The organism is Mesorhizobium comanense, from assembly GCF_005503535.1.
Taxonomy (GTDB): Bacteria; Pseudomonadota; Alphaproteobacteria; order Rhizobiales; family Rhizobiaceae; genus Mesorhizobium; species Mesorhizobium comanense.
The window spans coordinates 906,446-931,289 of the sequence record NZ_SCNN01000001.1 but is presented as its reverse complement, the minus strand read 5'-3'; the positions used below and the strand labels follow the sequence as shown (position 1 = coordinate 931,289).

General features: G+C 60.1%; 16 protein-coding genes and 2 pseudogenes. 2 read left to right on the top strand and 16 right to left on the bottom strand.

Going from position 1 to position 24,844, the window contains the following annotated elements; genetic code table 11:
* Positions 1-24: 24 nt before the first annotated feature.
* Positions 25-717 (bottom strand): EthD family reductase, encoded by a 693-nt coding sequence (locus FFS37_RS04295; protein WP_137929671.1) that lies wholly within the window; start codon positions 715-717, stop codon positions 25-27.
* Between the two features lie 245 nt (positions 718-962).
* On the opposite strand from FFS37_RS04295, the pseudogene FFS37_RS04290 reads away from it, so the two are divergent.
* Both FFS37_RS04290 and FFS37_RS35675 read left to right on the top strand, forming a co-directional pair.
* Positions 963-1,235 (top strand): annotated as a pseudogene (locus FFS37_RS04290) (AMP-binding enzyme); the annotation flags it as partial.
* A 786-nt stretch (positions 1,236-2,021) separates the two neighbouring features.
* Entirely contained in the window at positions 2,022-2,195 is a 174-nt protein-coding gene (locus FFS37_RS35675; protein WP_171026158.1) for a hypothetical protein, read from the top strand.
* A 288-nt stretch (positions 2,196-2,483) separates the two neighbouring features.
* On the opposite strand, the gene FFS37_RS04275 is transcribed toward FFS37_RS35675, so the two are convergent.
* From FFS37_RS04275 to FFS37_RS04200, 15 genes and pseudogenes are all read right to left on the bottom strand, one after another.
* Positions 2,484-2,831, bottom strand: coding sequence for a hypothetical protein (locus FFS37_RS04275; RefSeq protein WP_137929669.1), 348 nt, complete (start codon positions 2,829-2,831; stop codon positions 2,484-2,486).
* Complete coding sequence (locus FFS37_RS04270) at positions 2,812-4,140, bottom strand: HlyD family type I secretion periplasmic adaptor subunit (protein ID WP_137929668.1); 1,329 nt, start codon at positions 4,138-4,140, stop codon at positions 2,812-2,814. Before FFS37_RS04270 ends, FFS37_RS04275 begins: the two co-directional genes overlap by 20 nt.
* 142 nt (positions 4,141-4,282) lie before the next feature.
* Entirely contained in the window at positions 4,283-6,430 is a 2,148-nt protein-coding gene (locus FFS37_RS04265; RefSeq protein WP_137929667.1) for a type I secretion system permease/ATPase, read from the bottom strand.
* A 27-nt stretch (positions 6,431-6,457) separates the two neighbouring features.
* The gene (locus FFS37_RS04260; protein WP_171026157.1) at positions 6,458-7,540 is read right to left on the bottom strand and encodes a dienelactone hydrolase family protein; all 1,083 of its coding nucleotides are present in this window, start codon (positions 7,538-7,540) and stop codon (positions 6,458-6,460) included.
* Positions 7,541-7,668: 128 nt separating this feature from the next.
* Positions 7,669-13,842, bottom strand: a complete 6,174-nt coding sequence (locus FFS37_RS04255) for a beta strand repeat-containing protein (RefSeq protein ID WP_137929665.1) — start codon at positions 13,840-13,842, stop codon at positions 7,669-7,671.
* A 330-nt stretch (positions 13,843-14,172) separates the two neighbouring features.
* Complete coding sequence (locus tag FFS37_RS04250) at positions 14,173-15,468, bottom strand: tetratricopeptide repeat protein (protein WP_137929664.1); 1,296 nt, start codon at positions 15,466-15,468, stop codon at positions 14,173-14,175.
* 290 nt (positions 15,469-15,758) lie between these two features.
* Positions 15,759-17,126, bottom strand: a complete 1,368-nt coding sequence (locus FFS37_RS04245) for a sensor histidine kinase (RefSeq protein ID WP_171026156.1) — start codon at positions 17,124-17,126, stop codon at positions 15,759-15,761.
* The gene (locus FFS37_RS04240) at positions 17,116-17,988 is read right to left on the bottom strand and encodes a response regulator (RefSeq protein WP_137929662.1); all 873 of its coding nucleotides are present in this window, start codon (positions 17,986-17,988) and stop codon (positions 17,116-17,118) included. Before FFS37_RS04240 ends, FFS37_RS04245 begins: the two co-directional genes overlap by 11 nt.
* Before the next feature lie 574 nt (positions 17,989-18,562).
* Positions 18,563-18,817: a cytochrome C oxidase subunit IV family protein gene (locus FFS37_RS04235; RefSeq protein ID WP_137929661.1), complete on the bottom strand. Its 255-nt coding sequence runs from the start codon at positions 18,815-18,817 to the stop codon at positions 18,563-18,565.
* Between the two features lie 486 nt (positions 18,818-19,303).
* Positions 19,304-19,546: pseudogene (locus FFS37_RS04225) on the bottom strand (gfo/Idh/MocA family oxidoreductase); the annotation flags it as partial.
* Positions 19,547-19,616: 70 nt separating this feature from the next.
* Positions 19,617-19,925 carry a putative quinol monooxygenase gene (locus FFS37_RS04220; protein WP_137929660.1) on the bottom strand — a complete coding sequence of 103 codons (309 nt, stop codon included), beginning with the start codon at positions 19,923-19,925 and terminating at the stop codon, positions 19,617-19,619.
* A 1-nt stretch (position 19,926) separates the two neighbouring features.
* Positions 19,927-20,901, bottom strand: a complete 975-nt coding sequence (locus FFS37_RS04215; RefSeq protein ID WP_137929659.1) for an ABC transporter permease — start codon at positions 20,899-20,901, stop codon at positions 19,927-19,929.
* Positions 20,891-22,477, bottom strand: a complete 1,587-nt coding sequence (locus tag FFS37_RS04210) for a sugar ABC transporter ATP-binding protein (protein WP_137929658.1) — start codon at positions 22,475-22,477, stop codon at positions 20,891-20,893. Before FFS37_RS04210 ends, FFS37_RS04215 begins: the two co-directional genes overlap by 11 nt.
* Positions 22,474-23,643: a levoglucosan dehydrogenase gene (locus tag FFS37_RS04205; RefSeq protein WP_137929657.1), complete on the bottom strand. Its 1,170-nt coding sequence runs from the start codon at positions 23,641-23,643 to the stop codon at positions 22,474-22,476. Before FFS37_RS04205 ends, FFS37_RS04210 begins: the two co-directional genes overlap by 4 nt.
* A 64-nt stretch (positions 23,644-23,707) precedes the next feature.
* Positions 23,708-24,829, bottom strand: coding sequence for a substrate-binding domain-containing protein (locus FFS37_RS04200; protein ID WP_137929656.1), 1,122 nt, complete (start codon positions 24,827-24,829; stop codon positions 23,708-23,710).
* Between the last annotated feature and the right edge of the window lie 15 nt (positions 24,830-24,844).

Here is a 24,844-nt window from a genome sequence, read left to right as displayed (position 1 = left end):
CAGCCTCGCGACTCCGGTCATGCCTCAGACGATTTGACGCGTTTCGACGAAGAATGGCGTGATCTCGTCAAGGAAGACAAGGGCGTGCTGTTGGGTTCGCGCAACGATCTCGCTGGCGTACAACTCTGCGGCTTGCTGCCTGTCGCGGAACCAGAATTCGACAATGCCGTCGACAGGCACATCTTCGTAGCTCGCGCTTTCGCTTCGATCCCCATGATATCGGTCTATGACAAGGTTCTGGACATATCCCAGCACGTTCGGCCACTGGCGCACCCAGGAGGCGTGGACGGTGAGCCACTCCTGGCGGAACCGGTCGGCGGATATTCCAGGAAGGCGCTTCAGCATGGTCATGCGCTTCACAAAAGGCCCCTTGCCCAGTTCCACCGGGACGACCACGTGCTTTTCGCAGGCGACCAGGTGAACATCCTTCACAAATTCCGGTTCGTCTTGGAGCGCTGCAGCGAAGTGTGGCGAGGAGACAGCTGACATCATGCTGGGCAGATCGTCAAAATGCAGTTCCGAGAACCCATCCAGATCCCAGGGGCCCCGCGCATGATCGATCCCAAACTGCTCTTTGTTCACGACGAGATGCTGATGATAGGCGCGCAATCCCGGCAATTTCGCGGCTAGTGGACCGTGAGTGGTACGCCAATGTCGATCGAAGTCTTCAGGAGGCAGATTGGGGGTGCGCTTGAGCAACCCAAAGCGGCTAATCATCTCAGAAGGTCCTTCACGTCTGCAATTGGTTACGATCGTTGGCGCGCTTCTATCGGCGTTAGAGCCGTTCCGGGCGGAACTGCCGCCAAGTCCGGCTGGAGCCTTCACGCGCCACACCGGACATCGAAGTCCAAAGGCGAAGAGAGTAATTATCCATTTACAAATAAACTTGCAATAGTTGAATCTTGGTGTGACGCCAGCTGTCAAAGGCCGTTGACGATGGATCACTCCTGCTGGCGGCAGCCGTACGCGTCGTGCTTTTCGTACGGCTGGCGGCGGGCGTCAGACTGGACGAGGACCTGGAAGAGCGCATCCGCGCCAAGATCCGTACAGGGGCCAGCCCGCGCCATGTGCCGGCGAGGATCGTCGCCGTGTCGGACATTCCGCGCACCAGGTCGGGCAAGATCACGGAGCTTGCCGTGCGTGACGTGCTTTATGGCCGCGCCATCAAGAACAAGGAGGCACTCGCCAACCCGGAGGCGCTGGAACTGTTCAGAAACCTGCCGCAATTAGGCTGATCAGGGAGGCAACCAATTGACCCTGGCGCCGGCGGTTTCAGCCGTACGTCTTTAACATAGCTGTCGGCTTGATTGATGACCGCGCCCGGCCATCTTCCCTCATCTAGGTTGAAATTCTGCCGCAATTTCGAATGCGATCAGCCTGATTGGAGGACAAGATTGAACCAGCGGAACTTAGGACTGCTCGTTTCTGCCGCGGCATTCACCGGGATCGCTGCGGCAGCCTCAGCGGAGGCAAGATGTCTCGCTCCTAATGGTCAGTTCGAGTTGGGCCAATATTCCTGTCTGGCGGCAGGTCCCAAGAGCTATCTCGCACGCTGCGAAACCGACCAGAATGTTTTTTCGTGGAACAAGGTCGCTGATTATTGTCCGGGCGGGGCAACCCTGACGCCGACTGGCGCTTTGTCCTCTTCATGTCGAGGCAACGGCCAGAGGTTTCCGGTGGGAAGCTACGCTTGCTTGACTGTCACCGGACAGGGCCGTCTCGCGCGCTGCGATGCGGTGCTTAATAACCCTTCATGGACGGCAATGCGGGAAACTTGCTCGGCGATGCCTCTCCCGAAAGTCCCAATCCCGCCGCGCAACCTATGGCTCAAAAGGGCGTTGGATATACCTCGTAGCCTGCTGAATCGCTTCTGATTCCGGTGCTATCTGCTATCAACCAATGGATCGTGCCTGAGGAAGTGGCGAAGCTGACCACGCCGGTCGTCGCGCGCTTCTCGATCAGCAACGCGGCAGCCCCCCACTCTGCGAAGAGTTCCGCGCCGGTTCACCCATGGACCAAGATTGGGCGAAACCGTGACGTCCGTCGATGTGGTGACGATGGCATCGGCGAGCAGCCTGGGGCGCGGGCTCCGCCAGCGCAAGTTCAGGGATATTGATCTCAAAATTCTTGATAAAATTCAAAGACTTATCGGAGAAGCCGATGGTACCGTTGGCTGGGATCGACGGCTTACCTAATATATTGATTTAATTCACTTTTCCAAGCCGAAGCGCTGAATTTGTATCACAATAGGTATCACATATGTAGCACACTGCCGGTGTTTCTTGCGGAGGTTTGGCTGGCGAGCGACGTCGAGGTCCACGCGGCCGTTCGGTGTCACGGCAATGTTCGAATGCCAACCCGCTTTCCCAGATGAATGACGAGGGAAAGCGGACCTCATGTTTGGCACAACCCCTCCGCTTTGCGCCGAGGGCGATCATCTGCACGTAGAAAGACCGCTGGTTTCGCCAGCGGCACTTTCGACATCAGGCCGCCATCCATGTCTGCTGCATGGCTGCGGCGATGGTGCCCGTCTGGTTCGGGTCGCCAAGCCGAGGATCGTTGGGCTGGATGCCATTTCCGGTCGGTGACGTTGCCGGATCGAAACCGGCCATTGCCGCCACCAACGTCGCCACGTTGGAATGGTCAAGCAACTTTCCGTCGCCCGATTTAATAGTCTCCACCACATTGCCCACATCCGCAAACCAGAATATCGCGATGAATAAGCGCCAGATCCATGTCTTGATTTCCTCCCTTCGATCAATGGTTTCCGGTTGGTCATGCCACCTGTGATCGCCTGCCGACCGGCTTGCATCACCTCTCCTTGAAAGCACTCGAAGTCACTTCCACCATGGGTGAGAACAAGAAGCCGAGAATGCGCCGGCTGTCAGTCCTGATTTCAACGGTGGCGGCCATGCCAGGCGTGAGTGGCACGTTTTGCCCGTCCGCGCTCATGATCGTTTGGGCAGGTGTGAGGGTGACGGGAAATACCAAATTCTGGGTGCGCTCGGCGCCGGCAAAGGTGGCATTCGTTATCTGCGCGGCAGGATTGCCTTCGAGTTGCGCTGCGTCGGGCTCGGGTATGGCATCGGTAGCGACAGTGACCACTTTGGCGGTAATGGTGCCGTAGCGCGTGAAGGGGAAGGACTGAATCTTCACCACTGCCTCCTGCCCCACCTTGACGAAGCCGATGTCGGTGTTGAGCACATAGACCCGCAGTTCAAGTTTGGAATCATCAGGCACGATGCGCATGACTTCCTGTCCGACGCTGACAACCTGGCCGACATTGGTGATCACCGACTCCTCGACCGTGCCTGAGATCGGGCTGACGATGGTCTTGCGCTCGCGCTCGGCGGTGGCCTTGGCCAGCTTCTGGGTCAGGTCGTCGATCTGCCTTTCGGCATCGCCAAGTTTCTGCGCATTGTCGCTGATGAATGCCTCGAGCGTCTTGTCGATCTCGCGTCCCTGCACGACCGCCTCGGCCTCGGAGTCGGCCAACTGGCCCTGCTGGATGGCCAGTTGCGTGACCTGGTACTTCAGGGTTTCGGTGGCATCGATCACATCGGACTTGGTGTCCGCATCCGCCGCCTGAGCAGCCGAACGCATGGTCACGCGATCCTGCAGCGTCGCGATCAACGATTTCTGCGTCTCGATGGTCTCGGCGAAGTGATCCCGGTCGGTCAGCTTTTCCTGGCGCTGGGCGCTCAGCGAATCAAGACTGGATGCGAGTTGGCCGAGATCACCGTCGAGGATGTTCTGCTCACGACGGCGTAGGAGACCGGGAACCTCATCGCCCCACACGATAATCGGCTTGGGCGAGAGCTTGTTGTCCCGCGCCGTATCTATAGCAACACGCCGGCGTGTCGCTTCGGCCTCATAGGAGGCAAGATCACGCCTGTATTCGGCCTCGTCGGCGATCTCCTCCGTGGCGTCGAGTTCGAGCAGCACATCGCCTTGCATGATATGCGTGCCTTCCGCTGGCGGCAGCGCTTTGACCCGGCCTGTTTCCAGTGGCTGGATGATCTTGACCTTGCCGGTTGGCTCGAACTTGCCTTGCGCTGAGGCGATGACATCGATGCGTCCGAAATAAGCCCAGCTGAGGGCGGTAACGACAAGGGTACAGATGATGACGATCAGAGCCATGCGCACCGGCGAGGGCGGCGTTTCCAGAATCTCCAGGGCCGGCGCCAGGAACTCCTGATCCGAGCGCCTGGGCCGAGGCTTGCGGGAAGGCAGCGGGGGTATCGGCTGGCCAGCAGAGGGCGGCGGCGTTCTGGCATTCATCTCAGGCGTCCACCTGATCATTCTGAAGCGCCCACAGACGCGCATAGACGCCGTTGGGCTGGGCTATCAGTTCGGCATGGCTGCCGATCTCAGCGATACGGCCGTCGGCCATGCCGACGATGCGGTGGCAAGGCCGCACGGCAGCCAGGCGGTGGGCGATGATGATGACGGTGCGCCCCTGCACGATATGACGCATATTGGTCTGGATGACCCGCTCGCTTTCGTAGTCGAGCGCCGAGGTGGCTTCGTCGAAGATCAGGATCGGCGGGTTCGTGGCCAGCGCCCGCGCAATGGCGATGCGTTGGCGTTGGCCGCCTGAGAGATTGGCCCCGCGCTCCTCGATCATGGTGTCGTAGCCCGCAGGCAGCCTGGCGATGAACTCGTCGGCGCCGGCAAGCCTGGCGATGGCGATGACGTTGGCCCGTGGCAGCGCCGGGTTGGCGAGTGCGATATTGTCGTGAATGGTGCGGTTGAACAAAAGATTTTCCTGCAGCACCACGCCGATATTGCTGCGCAGCCAGGCCGGGTCGACCTGGGACAGGTCGGCGCCATCCAGCAGCACCTGGCCTTCCTCGGCGGAGTAGAGACGCTGGATCAGTTTGGTGAGGGTCGACTTGCCCGAGCCGGAGGCGCCGACAATGCCGATGACCTCGCCGGGCTGGATCGACAGCGAGACCGATTTCAGCACCTCGGGAGAACCCGGCCGGTAGCGGAAGGTGATGTTGCGCAAGTCGATGGCGCCCCTTGGAGGCGGCAGCACCAAGCTGGTCTGCGGCGTCCGCTCCATGGGCGTGTTGAGGATGTCGCCAAGCCGGTCGACGGAGATCTGCACCTGCTGGAAATCCTGCCAGAGCTGCGAGAGCCGCAAAACCGGCTGCACCGTCTGGTTGGCGATCATGTCGAAAGCGACCAGAGCGCCAACGGACATGTCGCCGTCAATCACCGCCTTGGCGCCGAACAGCAGCAGCAGGGCCGTAGAGAGCTTGGAGACATACTGGATAGCGTTCTGGCCGCCGGCGCTCAGCATGGTGGCGTCGAAGGAGGTGCGCACATAGGCGGCCAGGCGTTCGGCCCATTGTGCCTGCATCACCGGCTCGACGGCACCGGCCTTGACCGTCTGGATGCCGACAATGGCCTCGACCAGAAATTGCTGGCTGACGGCACCGCGGTTGAACTTTTCCTTGACCATCGCGCGCAAGGTGGGCCGCACCAGCAAGGCGATCAGGATGTAGAGCGGAATGGAGCCGACTACGATCAAAGTCAGCTTCCAGGAATAGGCGTAAAGCACGGCGATGAAGACGAACGTGAAGATGAGGTCGATCGCCGAGAACAGGCCTTGCCCGGTCAGGAAGCTGCGGATGGTCTCAAGTTCGCGTACGCGTGCCACGGTCTGGCCCGCGGACCGCGTCTCGAAATAGCCGAGCGGCAGGCGCAGCAAGTGCTGGAACATTTTCTGGCCGAGCTCGACGTCGATGCGGTTGGTGGTGTGCGAGAGCGCATAGCTGCGCAGATATTGCAGCACGACATCGAACAGGCCGATGATGGCGATGCCGGCGACAAGCACGAACAAGGTGGAGTAGCCCTTGTGGGTCAGCACCTTGTCGACCACGACCTGGAAGAACAAAGGCGTGACCAGGGCGAAGATCTGCACAAACAGCGATGCCAGCAGCACATGGGCGATCGGCTTCCTGTAGCGCCAGATCGAAGGCAGGAACCAGCCAAGGCCGAAGCTGCGTGGATCCGAGCCTTGCCCCCGCAGGCGCCGGCCGACGAGCACGATCTCACCGCCGGTCTCCTGCAGCAACGCCTCGATAGAGAGTTCCCGGTCGACGCGCGTGACGGGGTCAACCAGGCGGAACCTGCCGCTCGGGTTCTTGCCGCCGAAGACCTGGAAGGAGCCGTCGGCGACGCGCACGATCGCCGGCACCGGAAGTGTCTCGATGCGTTTGGGCGTGAGCCTGCCGACGACGCGCGCCTTGAGGTCGATCATGGCTGCAGCGCGGATGAGGTCGCGTTCGTTGGCAAGGCGACCGGTCAAGGCGAGTTCGTTGGCCAGATGCCTGGGATCGGCCGCGATCCGATAGAACGCAGCGATGCCGCATAGCGCCCGCAGGCCGGAATCGAGCGGCTGCGCCGGCGCGGAGATCAATTCGGGATTATCCACACTGGCGCACCATCATTGTGTCAATGGCCCGACCCAGCGGTCGTTTTCCATGACGATGCGGCAGTCATTATTGGCCAGTTTGCATCGGAACATCGCCAGATCGCGATTGGCGGCAAGATCGTGCGGGCCGCCACTTTCAGCGAAGACGCGCCGGGCGCCGGGCGAGAATGCCATTGCCTTCGGGACTGGTTCGCCAAGATAGTCCGCTGCAACCGGAGCTTCGTCCTCACCAAGGCCAAGGCGCTTCAACAGTGCGGAAACATCGGAGTAACCCCATGTCGGCAGATTATGCCGCCGCAGGAAATCGTCGTATTCCGCGAGCCACGTCCGCGAGCCCGCGACAAAGAGGAAATGTCCTTCCCTGCCGACGGGCGCAAGCTCCCTGAAAGTCAGGTCGGCGCCACCGTGCAGGAAGGCGATCTGCAAACGCTCAGCCAGTTCCGGCTCGAAAACGCTGTCGTTCCTGGCATATAGCCAGAGATTGGGGACACGGCTGGCCGCTCCATATTTTTTGTAGGCCTCGACCAGCTTGTCGTCCCAACCCTGGCATGTGAAGTGAATGCCCCCGGAGAAGCTGACGACGCCGACCAGACCGGGCAGATTGCGCGCGCCAAGGGCGACAACGCTCGCGCCCCCGGTGGAAGCTCCAATGGCGATGATGCGCGACGGATCGACGTCGGGCCGCTTCTTCACGACATCGATGGCAGCCTGCAAGTCATCCGCCGCACCATTCAGATCGCTTTCGACATGGAGCTTGCCGCAGCGATCCTTCGCCAGCGAACCATCCGACTTGCCGATTCCCCTGCGGATAACCACAACCGCCAGCCAACCCCGCAGCGCCAAGTCGCGGGCCTGCAAAGCATAATGCTCGGGGGTCTCACCACGTACTTCCGCCAGCGAGTTCCCAGTGCCCGACGTAAACAAGGCGATCGGCAGTGGTCCCTTTGCTCCGGTCGCCTTCACGACGAGGCTGTCGAGACGATAGGGTTTCCCTGCGATGACGACGTGAAGGAAATCACGGCTCTCGGTGAATTCCGGATCGTCCGCTCGGGCCACTGAACAGACAAGCCAACAACCCAGGACGGCCAAGGCCAAGCAGCCTACCCTAAACACAAACATAAGCCCTTCCGCCTTCGATACCGCCACTTGTTCCTGTCCAGGCGCACCTTTCGACCGATCTCGCCCTGGAGCGGCAGCAGCCGCCCAGCGCCTCCTAGCCGCCATCAGGTGAAATGGAACTGGCTCTGATCTCCTTGCAGGTTCGCAACCGTCATGTTCTTCAGCGTGATACTGTCAAAACCGTGTGTGATGATCACATCACTACCAGATTGGGACGACGCCGCCAGAAGATGAGCCCAGTCCGCGAAAACGGCATGGCTTATGTCTATTTGATCGGGAGTGGTGTTGGAGTAGAAGTTAGATACTATAGAGTTACCAAAACCCGGCTGAAATACGAACGTGTCAGAATGACCAGTTTTGTTGGCATTCGCTACCAATGCGACATTGTCATTCGCCCCCATATCGATCGTGTTCCCGCTGCCAGCAATCGTTACATTGCTGTCATGTCTCAAATTGATAGTCGAGGAGGTGGCGCTCATCGCATTGCCTAAGCTGTTGAAATTCACGACTGTTCCAGTTCCTCCGGTCACACTCGCAGAGGCGTTTCCATTAACATTTATGGTATTCCCCGTTCCGGAAACCGTCGCAGTCTCCTGGCCTGAAGTCACGGTCAGCATATTGTAACTGCCGGTGATGGTAGCCGTATCGACCGTGCCCGGCTCAATCGTCTTTGTGCCGTTGCCTGTTACTAATGTGGTCGAAGCAGTCGCAGTTTTCGTGACCACAGACACCGATTGCCCATCGGGAGTTACATTGGTGACAATTATTTGCGTCGGATTGTGATCAATATCATAGTCGGTCACCGTTTCGGTAATGCTGCCGTCGGCATGCGTCGTTGCAGTATCGACATGATCCGGGAACAACAACACGGGGCGAGTGATCTCGCTAAGCGTTGTTGTCAGGCCGTCGGCGCTGATTGTCGCCGTAGCCTTGGCCCCCACCGCGCCGCTAGCATTTACATCCTGGATCGTGCCTAACTGGGAGCCGTCGATCTGGGTTTGCCAAGTCTCTGTGTGCTCGTATGTGCCGTTGCCGTCATAGTCGGCCTGAACCGTCTTCGACAGGCCATCGGCGCTGACCGTCGTGATCACCTTCGACGCCACGGTCCTGTTGCTGGTTGCTATGGACGAGTTCCAGAGTACCTCGCCCGGAAGAGGGACGACGCCCTTTGCGGCGGCGTCATTGGTCGTGGTCGTAACCATCGAGCCGTCTATCGCTGTGATCGTCGTCGATGTTTCGTCGGCACTGGTATCGTTGTTGAGCTTGACAGTCGTGGTTCTGGTCCTGCCGTCGGCGCTTACCGTCCCCGTCGTGGTTTTCAACAACACCGGTGTAATAGCTGCGCCCCAACCGGTCGCAGTCTTGGTGCTGGTCTGATAGTCCTTCCAGGTTTCAGCGTAGGAACCGTCCGCGTTGAAGGTCTTGGTGTCCGTCCGCGTGTGGTCGATGATGCCGTCAGCGTTGAAGTCCCAGCTTGTATTGGTGGTGAGGCCGTCAAAGCTGATAATGGAAATTGCCTGATCGACCTTGGCGCCCGTCGACGTAACAGCGGTGGTCACATCTGTGACGCCGCCGTCGATCGCCTTTGTCCTGACTTCGGTCTGATCGACGATGCCGTCGCCATCGGCATCGCGGCTGATCGTGACGACGCGTTGATCTGCTGTGGTTTGGGTCCTGATGCTGTCCCTCAGGGAGCCGTCGATGTTGAAGTCACTCACTGTGCGGACTACGGACCCGTCGGCCAGCGCCGCCGTGCTGTCGGTCTGACCCTGATTGAAGCTTCCCGACCCTGTCGTGTCTTGTTGGATGGAAACAGTAATGCCATTTGCACTGGTCGTGCGCACCGTCTTTGACAACAGCGAGCCGTCGCTATTTTTATTGGTCAGCGTCTGCGTGCTCGAGCCATCGACATTGACAACTCTCATATCTGTCTCGGTCTCGCTTGCTGTCGTTGCGGTGCCGAAGAACCACTGCCTGGTGGTGCTGAGGCCATTGCCGCTGGTGCTTGACAGATAGCGGTCGGTCTGTACGCCTGCCTTTGTCTCGGTAATGGTTTCGGTCGTGGAACCATCGGCGTTCAAGACTCTCTGGTCGACCTTGGTCTCGCCAAATGTTCCTGCGCCGGTCAGATCGAATTGCTCGGTGACGGTCAGTCCATCCGTGCTGGTGGTGATAACTTCCTTGTCCTTCGTCGTGACCGTATAGACCGGAGCCGCCGAGGAGGCCACGCCGCCGGTCAGCGTTGAATCCATAATCGTTTCTACGTTGGAGCCAACAGCATTGAGAACCGTGACGTCCGTGGTCTGGCTTTCGGCAAGGCCGTTGCCATTGGCGTCATATTGCACGGCTTTCGACAGCCCATTTGCGCTGTCCGTTTCGTACCGGCCGTTCGTGGCGCCATAGCTGCGACCGGAAGCGGATTGCACGGCGCCATCCATGCTGGATGTCGTCATCGAACCGTCGGCATTGACCTGGCGGATCACTGTCTGGTCGGTCGTGCCATCGCCATTAATGTCGCGCGTGGTCGTGACGGTCATCTGGTTGGCGCTGGTGGTGGTCGTCGTCTTGTCATGCAGCGTGCCGTTCGCATTGAGGTCGGAGACGACCTCGGTCGTCGATCCATCGGCATTCAGCGTCTTGATGTCGGTGCTGGTGCGGCTGAAGGTGCCCGCGCCCGTGCCGTCCATCTGCCTCGTCACCGACAACCCATTGGCGCTGGTGGTAACGACGATCTTGTCCTTGAGTCCGCCGCTGGCATTGAGATCGGAGATAGTCTCCGTTCTTGAGCCATCGGCATTGAGCACCGTCACGTCGGTCTTCGACTGGTCGACCGCACCATCGCCGTTGAGGTCGGTCGCAATCGTTGTCGAGAGGCCATTGGCGCTGACGGTCCTGGTCGACTTCGAAATCAAGCCCCCCGTCGCACTATAGGTCGACGTGACCGAGGTCGCCGAGCCATCGGCGTTGGTGGTGGCCGTGATCGAGATATCATTCACGCCATTGCCATCGAGATCCGTGTTGACCGTCACCGTCTTCCTGTCGGCGCTGGTCGTCGTCACGGTCTTTGAAATCAGCGTGCCATTGCTGCTGTTGTCGGTGACCGTCTCCGCGCGCGAGCCGTCCGTAGCGATGGCAGCCACATCCCGGACAATATCGGATACCGTGCCGCTGCCATCGCGGTAATGCGACGCGGACTGCGTCAGGCCATCGCCACTGGTGGTGATGACGGTCTTGCCAATCAGCGTGGTGCCGGCGCCGTTGTAGGTGGAGACCGTATCGGTCTTCGAGCCGTCGGCATTGAGGACCGTCACGTCGGTGATTTCGCTGTCCAGAACGCCATCGCCATTGGCGTCGTTCTGGGTCGTCACCGACAGGCCGTTGCCGCTCGTCGTCACGATCCGCTTGTCCAGCAAAATGCCATTGCGGCTGGTATCGGCGATCGTCTCGGTCTTCGAGCCATCGGTATTCAGCACCGTCACGTCCGAAAGAGTGTCGTCGATAGCACCGTCGATGTTGTGCGTCACTGAGATCGAAAGACCGTTGGCGCTGGTCGTCGTCACCGTCTGGTCTATCTGCGCGCCGCTGGCACTGGTGTCCGTCACGGTCTGGGTGGTCGAGCCGTCGGCATTGAGCACACTGGCGTTTGTCTGGTCGACATGGCCGTCACCATCGCTGTCGATGGTCACGGTCGTCGTCTTGCGGTCGGCGCTGTCCGTTGTCACCGTCCTGGAAAGCAGGGCGCCGGTGTTGCTGGTCGTCGACAGCGTCTCCGTGCGGCTGCCGTCGGCATTGAGCACGATGGCATCCGTCACCGTCCGGTCGATGGTGCCGTCGCCGTTGAGATCCTGCTGCCTGGTCTGGGTCAGGCCGTTAGCGGTCGTATTGGTGATGCTCTTGCCGATCAGGGCGCCATTGGCGCTGGTATCCGTCACGGTCTCGGTCTTCGAGCCATCCGCATTGCCGGTGATGACATCGGCCTCGGTAAGGTCATAGGTGCCGTCGCCGTTGAGATCGGTCTCGGTCGTCATCGACAGGCCGTTGGCGGCGGCCGTTGCCAGCGTCCGGCTGATCAGCGTGCCATTGCTGCTGAAATTGGACAGCGTCGTGGTGGTCGAGCCATCGGCATTGACCAGGATGGTCTTGCTCTGATCCGCCGCGCCATCGCCATTGGCATCGATGGTGACGGTGATGGTCTTCTTGTCACCGCTGGTTACGGTGACGCTCTTGCTCAGCAACGTGCCGTTGCCGCTGGTGTCCGTCACCGTTTCGGTGCGCGAGCCATCGGCGCCGACGACAATCCCATCCGAGGAGACATCCAGGGCGGTGCCGCTGCCGTCGAGATAGTGCGATACCGATTTGCGCAGACCATCGGCGCTGATGGTGGTGACGGTAGAATCCCGCGTTGAGCCATCGGCGTTCTTGTCCTGAACGGTGGTCGTTACCGAATTGTCGGCGTTGATGACGATGGAGGACGACCTCACTTCATCGAAGGTGCCTGCGCCGGCATGATCAATCTGCACCGTCTTGCTGCGGGCGTCGGCACTGGTCGTCGTAATAGTCTTGTCGAGCAACGTGCCGTTCTTGCCGGTGTCCGTCACGGTTTCCACGCGGCTGCCATCGGTGTTCACAACCGTGGCAGCCGTGGTGATGTGATCGAACGTGCCGCCCCCGACATGGTCGGTGCTGGTCGTCTTGGTCAATCCGTCGGTGCTGGTGGCGACGGCAATCTGGTTGATGGTTGAGCCGTTGGTCGCGAGGTTCTTGGTGGTGGTCGAGGTGGAGCCGTCGGCATTGGTGATAAAAATCTCGGATTGGTCCCAGGTACCGTCGCCGTTCTGGTCGACCAGGGTTGTCACCGTTTTTGTATCCGCGCTTGTCGTGACTGCTGTCGCATCCCTCTTGGAGCCGTCCGCGTTGAAGTCGGTGATCGTCTCGGTCGACGAGCCGTCGGCATTGGTCACGGTGTTGTCGGTCTGTGTCCGGTCGAACACGCCATTGCCGTCGTCGTCGTATTTGGTGGTCTTGCCGAGACCGTTGGCGCTGACCGTCACCACATTCTCGAAAGCCTCGGAACCATCGGCGTTGTAGCCAAGGATATCCGTCGTGACAGAACTGTCGGCATTGGTCGTCTGCGTCTGATGGATCAGATAGCCATTGCTGTCGCTCGCCAACACAGCATCGCCAACCTGCCCGGTTGTGCCATCCGATTTTGTGTAGGTTGTCGTGCCTGATATGGCCGAGCCGTCGTTGAAGGTCTGGCCGCTGCCCGTCGGCGTCAGATCGATCGAGGTGATACCGAGCGAGGCCAGGGAAACCATCTGGCCGTTGACCTCGACCTTGAACTCGCTCCAGTCGGCATCGCCGGCGTCGAGCTTGCCATCATGGTTGGTGTCAAAAACGTCCTTCAGCGCCTGAAGATCGCCATTGGCCGACGGATCCCATGCTGTGAAGGCAAATTGGTTCTGCTGATGAATCTGGCCATCGCCATACAGATCCAGAACCAGGACGCCATTCCCGGCACCCGCCCAGGCCGTGCGATGCTGATAACCGTCACCTTTCAGATCGAGGAACTGCGAAGACGAAGACAGCGAATTGACCGAAAGCCCCTTGCCGGACAAGTCAAGCAAAATCGGTGCGTCCGCTTCACCACCGTCGTCGCTGCCTGCGCCGTCGTTCGTATCGCCGGTGTCGTTGCCTGTGGTCTCGCCGTCTTGTGTTTCGCCGCTGTTCTCGGGAGCACCCGTGACGCCGTTGTTGTCGCCAGGAGCCGGATTGGTGCTGCCACCGAAGCCATAGGACGAGCCATAGCCACCGTTCTCGCCGGTAGCCTCGGTGTTCTGAGTGGAGCCCGTGGACGAACCGCCACCGTTCTCTTCGCCGCTACCGTTCGAATTATCGTCAGGGCTAGGGCCGGTGTTGCCACCGAAGCCATAAGATGAGCCATAACCACCGTTCTCGCCGGTAGCCGCGTTGTTGTCAGGGCTGCCGGGTGAATAACTTTGCCAACCAACCCCATGATCTTGACCGGCGTCGGGGCCGGTGGGCGCGTTGTTGGCGGCCCCAAGGGGGTCGGGCTCCTTTTGATCTAAATGGGGGTCGAAACCGGGAGAATATGGGTTTTGGTAGTCGGGCATTCCCGGATAGGTGGGATTTTGGAAGTTGGTGCCGTATAACGGGTCATCCGGCCCAATAGGAGCAGGCTCTCTATAGGTATGAGAAGTCTCATCAGGATCGGCGTTAGGATCAGGAGTGTATTCGACAACGTCATAAATTCTCATCTCGACTTTGATAGGCCCAACCGTAGCTACTAGCGGAGACGGACCAATCTTGGCATGGACGCTATCTTTTCCAATTTCTACTTTGTCATCGAAGGATTCTATACTTGGAGAAGGCGGGCGGCCGGGCGCACCGGACGCATCTAACTGACTGCCAGTTCCCCCCATTTCAGAGTCTACCGTGCCGTCGGTATAAGCTTCAACTTGCGCCGTAACTCCGGCTCCTCCCATTGTAGCACTTACAGCCACTCCCACGCCAAACCTGGACCCCATAATTTCCTCCATTGCCGTGTTTTTCTGAGAGATTCGATAATTTCTTGAAATAAAAATCTCTTACAGAAGGCGCTTAAGAGCATCTTTTGCTTTTATATTTCCGGAATCTGCAGATTTTTTGTAGAACTCGATGGCAATCGATCGATCTTTTTTTACACCAATACCATATTCAAATATTACTCCCATCTCGTTTTGAGCTTCAGCATCGCCGTTTTTGGCACTTTGCTCGAAAAGGGCTATTGATTTTTTAATATTTTTTTCGACACCCATACCATTTAAGTATATAATAGCCAGATCGTATTGTGCTCTAGGATTGTTTTGCTCCGACGATTTTTCGAGCCAGCGGCGAGCAAGGGCATAGTCTTGTCCAACACCTTTGCCGGTTAAATAGGCTACTCCGAGATTATACTCACCCTTAGCATTCCCGCCTTGAGCCGCGACCGAAAGTAATTCCGTAGCGCGCCGATAGTCTTGCTGCACTCCCCGGCCAGTTGCGTAGAGGGCACCAAGATTGGCATTGGCCGCGGGTAGTCCTTGCGCCGCGGCCTTTGCGAACCAAATGGCAGCCTGCGCGGCATCGGGCGCGACGCCTTTACCGCTCTCATAAAGTCCGCCTAGATAGTTCTCCCCGATAGCGCTGCCTAGCGCGGCGGCAGCCCGATACCAGCGCATGGCAGCGGTGAAGTCCTGCGGGACACCCTGGGCATATTCATACAAATAGCCAATTGCTGCCAGCGCCGTGGGATCGTTCTGGGCTGCCGCCTTCTGATACCACATCATCGCTTGCGCATAGTCTTGGCCAACGCCTTCGCCGTCATCATAGGCTGCACCAAGCTGATATTGGGCAAGGGCAAGCCCCTGGTCCGCCGCTTGGCGGAGGAACTCAGCGGCCCTTACTGGATCCTTTGGCACTCCCTGGCCGATCTGATACATTGTGGCTAGGCTCAATTCCGATTGAGCAAATCCCTTTGCCGCCGCCTTGCTATACCAGGCAAAGGCGAGAGTACTGTTCTGAGCCACGCCGGCGCCGCCCCTGTCATAAAGGTATCCTAGATTGTGCTCTGCTTGCGCGTCGCCCTTGTCGGCCGCCTGCTCAAAGTACTCCTTTGCGCGCTGGGCGTCGGGCTTCACGCCGCAGCCCAGTACGTACAGAAACCCGAGATTGTTCAGTGCCGCCGTCTTGCCTAAGGCAGCGTCATTTTCCCATTCCTGTCGCTCATCCCCGAGCGTTCCACATGTCGGTTGCTCGGTGACAATAAGCTCGCCCGCGACAGAGCGTGACGAAGGAATGAAAATTGACATTCCGACGCAAGAAACGGCCAGTATCGCCATCTTGTACTTTGTCATAACAATCATTATTACGATCCACTAACCGTGGTGACAAAAATTACATGGAATTATGATGACAGTGCATATAGATCCGGTGCCCAGGTGATTCTGACTGTGGGCGAAATGCCCGCGCCTACTTCCTACGGCCGGGCCGCCCATCAGAACCTCGCCTCAGATCGCTCAATCCACCAATCAGCCTACGCCGCCAACCTGACGACAACCTGACGAACTCTGGTCTATAGGCATTTTTTCTGTGCTTGATTTCGAAATACTGATCCAAATGCAGTACGATCAATCCTGCTTCGTCGGGCAGAATTCTACGCACCTTTGAACCTAAGACAGAACAACGCTCCTCCCCCGGGACGATTTTCCACCGCCACCGCGCCGCCATGCTGGCGCATGATCTCGTCAACGATGGCGAGGCCGAGACCCGAGCCCCCCTTGTCCGCCTGCGTGGTGAAGAACGGTTCCAGCACGCGGTCGCGATGCGCCTCGGCGATGCCGTCTCCCCGGTCAGCGACCAGGATGCTTGCCGGCCGCTCCACGATGATCTCGACGCAGGTGTCGGGCGGCGTGTGCCGCAGCCCGTTGCGAATGACATTGGACAGCGCCTCGGCAATTGCCGAGGCGTCGCCCGTCGTCAGGCAAGGTGCTTCAGCCATCTCGTAGGATAGGCTTCTGCCCTCAGCGATGGCAAGCGGCGCCATGGTCGTGACGACCTCCTTGGCAATTGTTCTGAGATCCACTCTCCTGTGTGGCTGCTGCACGGAAGCAAGTCGGGACAGGTTGAGCAATTGCCGCACGAGGTTCTGCATACGCACGATGTCGGCGCGCAGATCAGAAACCGGTTGCGGCGCCATGTTTTGCTCGATCCTGGCCGACAGCAGCGCCAGCGGCGTCAGCATCTGATGTGCCGCGTCGGCCGTGAAGCGGCGCTGGCTGGTGATGGCCTGTTGCAGCCGGCCCGCCGCGGCGTTGGCTGCCTCCGCCAGACCGCGCAATTCAACCGGCAGATCTGCCTCGGCGATACGCACGGCAGGGTCACCAGGCCCGATCCTGTCAGTTTCCCGCGACAGCCTGCGCAACGGCGCGAAGCCGAAGCGGACGATCGTCAGGCTTGCGGCGAAGACGATGAGGCAGAGCGGAATGGCGGCAAGGGCTGTGCCGGACAAGAGCCGCCATTCGACGTCGCGCAGCAGCACATCCGTCGCCGAAACGTGCTGCCCGACGATCAGGAACAAGTCCCCATGTGCGTCGACCGGCCCGGCCAGGAAATAGAAGGCATTGTCGGGACCGTCCTTGGCTTCGGTGTCGGTTTCGCCGCGCGCCATGTCACGGAAAAAGGGAGCGCCGAACCTGTCCCGCAGGGGTTCCGATGACGTGACGACCAGTTTACCGGCACGGTCACGAAGCGCGTAGAAGAAAGTCGCGGCCTCTTCCTGATAACGAGCCCTGCGCTCGGCAGGGAGATCCACGGTCGGAACGGCCCCGTCAGATATGTGCAGGACCTGATTGATTTCGCGCGCCTGACGCTGCAGCCGCAGCGATCTTGCCGTCTCGTCAATGTTGGACAATTGATAGCCGATCAAGGCGGCGCACGACGCCGCGAACAGTATGAACAGCGCCGAGAGTTGGATGCTCAGGCGGATGCCGATCGAGCCGAACAGGCGCTCGCTAAGGCGCAAGGCAGTATCCGATGCCGCGAACAGTATGGATCCGCTGGTCCGCCCCCAATTCGCCCAAGGCATTGCGCAGCCGATAGACACTGGCTTCGATCGCGTTGGGCGAGGCCGCGTCTCCAAAGCCGAACAGCTTGGCGTCCAGGACCTCGCGGGTGACAACCTTGCCTGAGCGGAAGACCAGTTGCTCCAGAAGCATGCTTTCGCGGCGCGCTATCATCAGCGGCTTTCCGGCGACCATTGCCGAATGCGTCGCCTTGTCCAGCACGATGTTTCCGGCCGCTACGGTGGAAACCGATACTTGGCGCGGGCGGCGCAGCAACGCCGCGACGCGGGCGACGAGTTCGACGGTTTCGAAGGGCTTGCAGAGATAGTCGTCCGCCCCGCGGTTGAGTGCCTCGACACGATCGGCGGCGGCGGCGTGGGCGGAGAGGAAAATCACCGGGATCGACAGCCTTGCCTGCCGCATGAAATCGAGCAGTTGCGCACCGTCGCCGTCGGGGACCTGCCTGTCGAGCGCCAGAAGATCGTAGCTGACGGCGCCAAGCGCGTGCGTGGCGCCGGCGATGGTGTCGACGACGTCCACTGCGTACTGTGCCCGCTCAAGGGCCGCCTGTATGTGCCGCGCCATGACACGCTCATCCTCAAGGATCAGCAACCGCGCCATCAGCCAGATACTTCCGGCAGATTGGTGGAAGTGTTGGAGTGACACCCAGACCGGCTGGCGATCCACGTGTTCGCGCTCATGCTCCGCAAGCAGATCCTCCCTGTTGAGACTTGGATCTGGCGACGATCGAGCATGATGTTGCCATCGATCCAGGTTTTCTTGAGCAAATTTGAACAGTGATGATACGGGCAGGGAAGTCAACGCGTCAGCAGCTCAAGCTGATACTCTAGAATGATTCAGGCACTCAAATATTCGTGAAAGACTTCCATGCCCTCTCGATCTGAAGTGCAGTTGGAGAGTGCCTTGTCGACAAGAGCTTCCCTGCCTGACGCGTCTCGGAATGGGTAAATTTGCAGCTCTGTTGCCGAATACAGAGGCCACCGGTCGATGCTGGAGATGCTCCCGGAACTGTCTTAGGCGCCTTGGGCTCCCCGCCGAGCAAGCATTGCCGAACTGCCCAGGCATGCGGATGCTTTGACTGACGAACGTCACTGTCCGCGACGATCGAACATAGCCATCAAGTTGTTTTTGCCGTCTCCTAACGTCAGCGTCCATGTGCGTCCGATCCGCCGAGAATTCTAATTGAAGATAGTGGCTACGACTATTCGACAAACCTCGACATCGTTGGTGACTTGAAGCGGCTTCCACACGGCTTGGAACTCGCGCTAGTGGCTTTTGAACGCAGGGGCTGTCTGCGCCCGAATCTAGGCGGGCTTGGAGTTTGCAGGTTCTTCCACTTTGCTCCTTCAACTGCCGGGTGCTGGTGTGGGGGCTCTCATTGGCCGAGCAACGTCAGGCCAAACAGGATTACCAGCCACAGTCCCGTCGCCGCAACCGCGAGACGCGGCAACAAGCCGGCGCCGCCCAGATGCATGAACAGGGCGGCGATGATGGCGGCCTTCCCTGCTGCAATCGCCAGATTGAGCGCGGAGTTCAGTCCACCGAGATCCAGGAATGACGAACCGACCGTCAAAGCCAGCAAGATCATGAGGCCAGGAAAGGCGAATGTGAGTTTGCGAACTTCGCTCATCGGTTGATCAGGTAGAGAACGGGAAACAGGAAGACCCTGACGATGTCGACGAAATGGCAGTAGAGGCCGATGGCTTCGACGCGCGGAAGCCGGAGAGTCTCCCTCGCACACGCCAAGGATTGAGCAGGCCTCGCCGAGATCTCGGCCAACAGGGTGTCAGCACTTTCATGCGCCGGTGGTTTGTAGGACGCAAGCAGGCAAACAAGAAATATTTGTGATAACTGATGTAGGTAGTGCCAAGTTTGTATTTTAGAAACTCATCATATGCTTCGTACCCCTGGACGGAATAGGAGAACCAGCGCCCATCAGCCAGATAGGACGGTTCGCTTCGATCACAAACTAGGCTTCCTGTTGCAACGTGTCGACGCAGCCGAAGGTAGGGTCCGGCCTAATTGCACGCCATTGCCGCCGACTGCCGCACGCATAATTGCGCGATCTTTCGAGCCAACCAGCTTTGCTCTATGTGTGTGATGTTCGATCAACGAGGATACCGTCGGGGCGTTTCGCCTCGGCCTTGGCCATCTCGGCATAGGAGGCGTAGCTGCGGTCGGGGTCGAGCCCGAGTTCGGCAGCCGAAGCCCTGGCCCGAGCCGGGTCGGACGACAGGGCGCCAGCGACCAGCACGAAATCATTGTCCATATGCGCCGCGATCCGATGCACCGCGCCAATGAAGGCGCCCTGCCCGCCTCCGACCATGCCGAGACGGATGGGTTCGAAACGATCGCTCATCGGATCACCATCTTGGAAGTCACCGCTTTTCTGGGAAATCTGAGCAGCAAGCTGACACCATTGCCGGACGTCAATCGGCTATCTGGCTCAGCATGACGAAGCGACGGACATCGACCGGCCGTGCGACGAGGTCGTCGAGGCGCCCGAACAGCGGCTTCAGGTGGGGCATCGCCAGATGCCGGTCGAGATCGCCCTTCGAGCGCCAGTTCTCGTAGAACATGAACACGCAAGGGTCCGCAGGGTCGACATGAAAATCATAGTTGATGCAGCCGTCCTCGGCACGTGTCGGCGCGACGAAGCCCGACAGGATTTCCTGCAGTTCCTCGCGAGTTTCGGGTTTGGCAACGACAGTGCCGATGACCGTGTAGGGAACCGTCATGTCACTTTCTTCCCTGACTGAGCGCAACGGCAAGGATGATGATGGCGCCGCGCGCGATCAGTTGCTGACTGAACTCCAGCCCCATCAGGATCAGGCCATTGTTGATGAGACCGATCATCAGCGCGCCGACAATCGTGCCGATCACCGTGCCGGAACCGCCGAACAGGCTGGTGCCGCCAAGCACCGCCGCGGCGATGACCGACAACTCGTCGCCCTGGCCGAGCTGGAAGCGTCCGGATTGCAACCGCCCGGCATAGAGCATGCCAGCCAGCGCGGCCGCCATGGCGGAGATGATGAGGACGCGGAATTTGATCGACTTGGTGTCGATGCCGGAATAGCGCGCCGCGATTTCGCCGCCACCAGTGGCCAGCACGCGCCGGCCGAAGCTCGTTCGCCTCAGCACGACATGGCCGACAGCGCCCAGCACCAGCATCCAGATCAACAGCACCGGCACCGGTCCGACATTGCCGCCACCAAAAATCCAGGCATAGCTCTTCGAGATGATGGGCACCGCCGCCGTATCACTGATCCACATCGCGGTGCCGGTGGCGATGCCCATCATGGCCAGCGTCGTGAGGAAGGATGGAATGCCGATCCTCGTCGTCAACAGACCGTTGAAGGTGCCGACGACAACACCGGTGGCGAGACCGGCCATCACACCGGTGAGCGGTCCGCCGGCGTCGATCGCCATTGCCGTCGTCACCGAGGCCAGTCCCGCCACCGCCCCAACGGACAGGTCGATCTCGCCGGCCGACAGCACATAGGTCATGGCGATCGCCATCACCGCGATCATTGCCGTCTGGCGCACGATGTTGAGCAGGTTGTTGGGATTGAGGAAGCCTTTGTCGAACAGCGTGACCGCAAAAATGATGAACATCACGACGAAGCCGATGTAGATGATATTCTGCCGCCAGTTGGTGAGGCCAAGCCTCGCCGTGAGCGAAGACGTCGATCCGGCAGCCTGGCTAGCGGACATGTGTTCCTCCCTGGTTCTTGGTCAGAGCGTTCTGGATGACGATCTGCAACTTGCGCTCGGCCGCCTGCAGCTGCGCGATCGGATCGTCCTTGGGCGCCGACGGATCGTCGAGATCGCTGCGGCTGATATCATCCATGACACGGCCTTCAGCGATGACGATAATGCGGTCGCAAGCGGACAGCATCTCGGACAGCTCCGAGGAGATCATGATGATCGCCTTGCCGGCCTTGGCGAGTTCGCGCACCAGCATGATGATCTCCGACTTCGAGCCGATGTCGATGCCGGAGGTCGGCTCGTCGAGGACAAGGATTTCCGGTTCGGTCGAAAGCCATTTGCCGATAACGACCTTCTGCTGGTTGCCGCCCGAAAGCGTGCGCACCGCGCTGTCGCGCGACGCGGTCTTGACCCGCAGTCTTGCGATCTGTTCGTCGGTCAAGTCGCGTATCTTTTTCTTCGACACGAACGTATTGCTGCTCAGCCGGTCGAGCACGGCGAGCGTCATGTTGGAGGCGACCGAATGCTCCGATATGACGCCCTGGCGCAAGCGGTCCTCGGGCACCAGCGCCACGCCCGCTTCGATGGCGTCGCTCGGTCTGGTGATCGCGACCGGCTTGCCGGCGATGCGGATCTCGCCTTCGACAATCGGATCGATGCCGGCAATGACACGCGCGATCGCCGAACGCCCGGAACCGAGCAGGCCGGCAAGGCCGACAACCTCGCCGCTGTGGACGACGAAACTGGCATTCCTGGGCTTCAGCTCTCCCGAAACATTTTCGAGCTCAAGCAGTGGCTTGCCGACGTTCGATTCGCCGCGCACCACATCCGACAGGCCGCGCGAGCGTTTGCCGACGATGTGCTCGATCATCGCCTCGATTGGCAATTCCGATAGCGATGCGGTGATGACGTGGCGGCCATCGCGCAAGATGGTAGCGCGGTCGGCAATGCGGGCGATCTCATCCATGCGGTGCGAGACATAGATGATGGCGACGCCTTCCGATCTCAGCTTGCGCAGGAAAGTGAAGAGCCGCTCGACATCGGACACCGCCAGCGCCGTCGATGGCTCGTCCAGCACCAGGACCCTGGCGTTCTGCGAGATCGCCTTGACGATTTCGGTCAGCTGCCGCTGCCCGGCGCCCAGATTGCCGACCGTCGCCTTCGGGTCTACCTCGACCTGCAGCATGTCGAACAGTTCCCTGGTGCGCCTTTCGGCGGTGCGGTCGTCGATCAGACCGAACGCGCCCTTGGCTTCGCGGTTCAGAAAGACATTCTGCGCCACCGTCAGCGTCGGGATCAGGCTCATTTCCTGGAAGATCATGGCTATCCCCGCCCGGCGCGAGGCTTCGGGCGAGATCTCCGCCAGTGGCTTGCCGTCGACGAGAATGGTGCCGGTGTCCGGCACATGCACGCCGTTCAGCACTTTCAGGATGGTCGACTTGCCGGCGCCGTTGCCGCCGAGCAGGGCATGGATTTCACCTTTCTCCACCTGCAGGTCGACGTCGACCAGCGCCTTGACGCCGCCGAAGGATTTGGTGACGCCCTTCATCTCAACCGCATGAACAGGCGTCGCCGCAGTCATGACCGTACCATGGTCCACTTGCCGCTTTCACCCGATTCGATCAGCGCGTCGGCGACCCGTTCGGTCTTGTAGCCATCTTCGAAATTCGGCGAAGGTTGTTTGCCCGAGACGATGGCCGAGAAGAAATCGAAACACTCGACGATCTTGGTTTCTGAATAGCCGATGCCGAGCGCCGGGATCGGCCACAGTCCGGCCCCATACGGGTGCGCCGGACCGGAATAGACGGTCCTGAAGCCGCGAGCATCGGCGGGGTCATCGGCGAACATCACCTGCAATTCGTCGCGCCGTTCGTAGTTGAAAGCAATGGAGCCCTTGGTGCCATGGATCTCGAAGGTGATGAAATTGTTGCGGCCATAGGCGTTTCGGGTGGCCTCAAGCGAGCCGATCGCGCCGTCCGCGAATTTCAGCAGGGTCACCACCTCGTCGTCGACATCGACCTCGGCCCGCTCGGCACCGGTGTTCTTCTCGGCGGCACCCAGCCTGTCAAGATTGCCGCGCGCGATCGGCCGCGTCTTGTTGTAGGTGCGCACCAGCGCGCTGACCTCGGCGATTTCACCGACCAGATAGCGGGCAAGATCGACGACGTGGGTGCCGATATCGCCGATCGAACCCGAGCCGGCGATCTTCTTCTGGAAGCGCCAGGACAGAGGCGAATCGGGGTCGGCCGACCAATCCTGCAGATAGGTGCCGCGGAAGTTGAGGATATTGCCGATGCGGCCCTCCTCTATGTATTGGCGGGCCAGCGCCACTGCCGGCGTGCGACGGTAGTTGAAGGCGACCATATGGATGACACCGGCCTTTTTGACCGCGTCGAGCATGGTCTTTGCCTCGTCGCCGCCGCGCGCCAGCGGCTTTTCACAGATGATGTGCTTGCCGGCCTCGGCGGCCGCGATCGCAATCGCCGCATGGCTGTCATTCGGGGTGACGATATCGATGACGTCGATGTCTGGCCGCTTCACCACCGCGCGCCAGTCAGCCGATGATTCCTCGAACCCGTAGCGGCGCCGGCCTTCGTCGGCCAACGCCTCGGTGATATCGACCACCACCTTGCGCACGGGAATGGCGGGGGCTGGCCAGAAGAACATCGGCATTGCCGCATAGGCAAGCGCATGGGCCTTGCCCATGAAGCCGCCGCCGATCATCGCCACGTTGAGCGTCCTGGTCATGATGGTCTCCTGTTGAATTGAAAAAAGGTGCGGCCGGCAGGGAGTGCGCCGGCCGCGGGGCGCGCTACATGCTGCCCTTGATCTTGTCGGTCGCCTCGGCGTGATAGACGGCCTTCCAGCCCGCGAGCAGCGTGTCCCTGGTGACCGGAAGCGCCGGCAAGGCGACGAAGGCAGGAGCCTCCTTGCCGAGCAGGCCATAGCCGGCGAGCAAGGCTTCGGTGACGCCCTGGTCGAACGGACGCTGGGCACCGAGGCCCTTCACGAAACCGCCGCTAGCCATGTTGATGGCGACGTTCTCGCCGAGGTCGCAAGTGGTGATGACGAGGTCATCGCGACCGGCGGTGCGCGCCGCCGAGATAACGCCTTCAGCCGGCACGTCCCACACTGCCCAGATGCCGTTGATGGTCGGGTGGGAGGTAAGGATTGCCGACGCTGCCTTGTCGGCGTCGCCCGTGAAGTCCGGCCCGCCAATGCCCTGTTCGGCGACGATCTTGATGTCGGGATAGTTGTCGGCGATGGTCTTCTTGAAACCCTCATAGCGCTGCTTGGTGACGAAGAAGTCGGCGGCGTGGAAAACCAGGCCAATGTCGCCCTTGCCGCCCAACGCCTTGGCCATCAGATGCGCCGCCGCGACGCCATTGCCGTAATTGTCGGCGGAGACGACGGAGACATAATCCTTGCCGGCGACGAAGCCGGTCGGCACGTTGTCCATGAACACGAGCTTCACGCCCTTGTCGGCGACGGCCTTGTAGGCGGAGGCCGTCGCCGAGGGATCGGTCGGGATCGAAACGATGATCTTCGGATTCTGCGCCATCACCGTTTCGAGATCGGCGACCTGCTTTTCCGGTTTGAAGCCGGCATCGGTGGTGGCGATCACCTCGATGCCCATCTTGCCGAACTGATCCTTGAGACCGGCGACCTGTGCACGTGACCAGTCATTGCCGCCATAGTGCATGACGATCGCCGCCGTCGCCTTCATGTCCTTTATCTTTGCCAGTTCTTCGTCGGTCAGCTTGACGGATGCCGCCGACGCCGGGGCTTCGCCGTTAGGACCCTTGGAGAGCACCGTCTTCTGCAGCTCGGCAAGTGCCGAATCCGGGTCGGCGAAGGCGGGTGCAGCGGTGTAGAGACTGGTGGCCAGCAATGCCGCCGTGAAAGCCCCGGCTATTGTCTTGAAACGTGTCATCTTAGGTCTCCTCCC

Bases quoted from the DNA above. Each gene is read 5' to 3' on its own strand.
- FFS37_RS04295 (WP_137929671.1), bottom strand. From the start codon at position 717: ATGATTAGCCGCTTTGGGTTGCTCAAGCGCACCCCCAATCTGCCTCCT.
- FFS37_RS04270 (WP_137929668.1), bottom strand. From the start codon at position 4,140: ATGGCTCTGATCGTCATCATCTGTACCCTTGTCGTTACCGCCCTCAGC.
- FFS37_RS04255 (WP_137929665.1), bottom strand. From the start codon at position 13,842: ATGAGAATTTATGACGTTGTCGAATACACTCCTGATCCTAACGCCGAT.
- FFS37_RS04250 (WP_137929664.1), bottom strand. From the start codon at position 15,468: ATGATTGTTATGACAAAGTACAAGATGGCGATACTGGCCGTTTCTTGC.
- FFS37_RS04235 (WP_137929661.1), bottom strand. From the start codon at position 18,817: ATGAGCGAAGTTCGCAAACTCACATTCGCCTTTCCTGGCCTCATGATC.
- FFS37_RS04220 (WP_137929660.1), bottom strand. From the start codon at position 19,925: ATGACGGTTCCCTACACGGTCATCGGCACTGTCGTTGCCAAACCCGAA.
- FFS37_RS04215 (WP_137929659.1), bottom strand. From the start codon at position 20,901: ATGTCCGCTAGCCAGGCTGCCGGATCGACGTCTTCGCTCACGGCGAGG.
- FFS37_RS04210 (WP_137929658.1), bottom strand. From the start codon at position 22,477: ATGACTGCGGCGACGCCTGTTCATGCGGTTGAGATGAAGGGCGTCACC.
- FFS37_RS04205 (WP_137929657.1), bottom strand. From the start codon at position 23,643: ATGACCAGGACGCTCAACGTGGCGATGATCGGCGGCGGCTTCATGGGC.
- FFS37_RS04200 (WP_137929656.1), bottom strand. From the start codon at position 24,829: ATGACACGTTTCAAGACAATAGCCGGGGCTTTCACGGCGGCATTGCTG.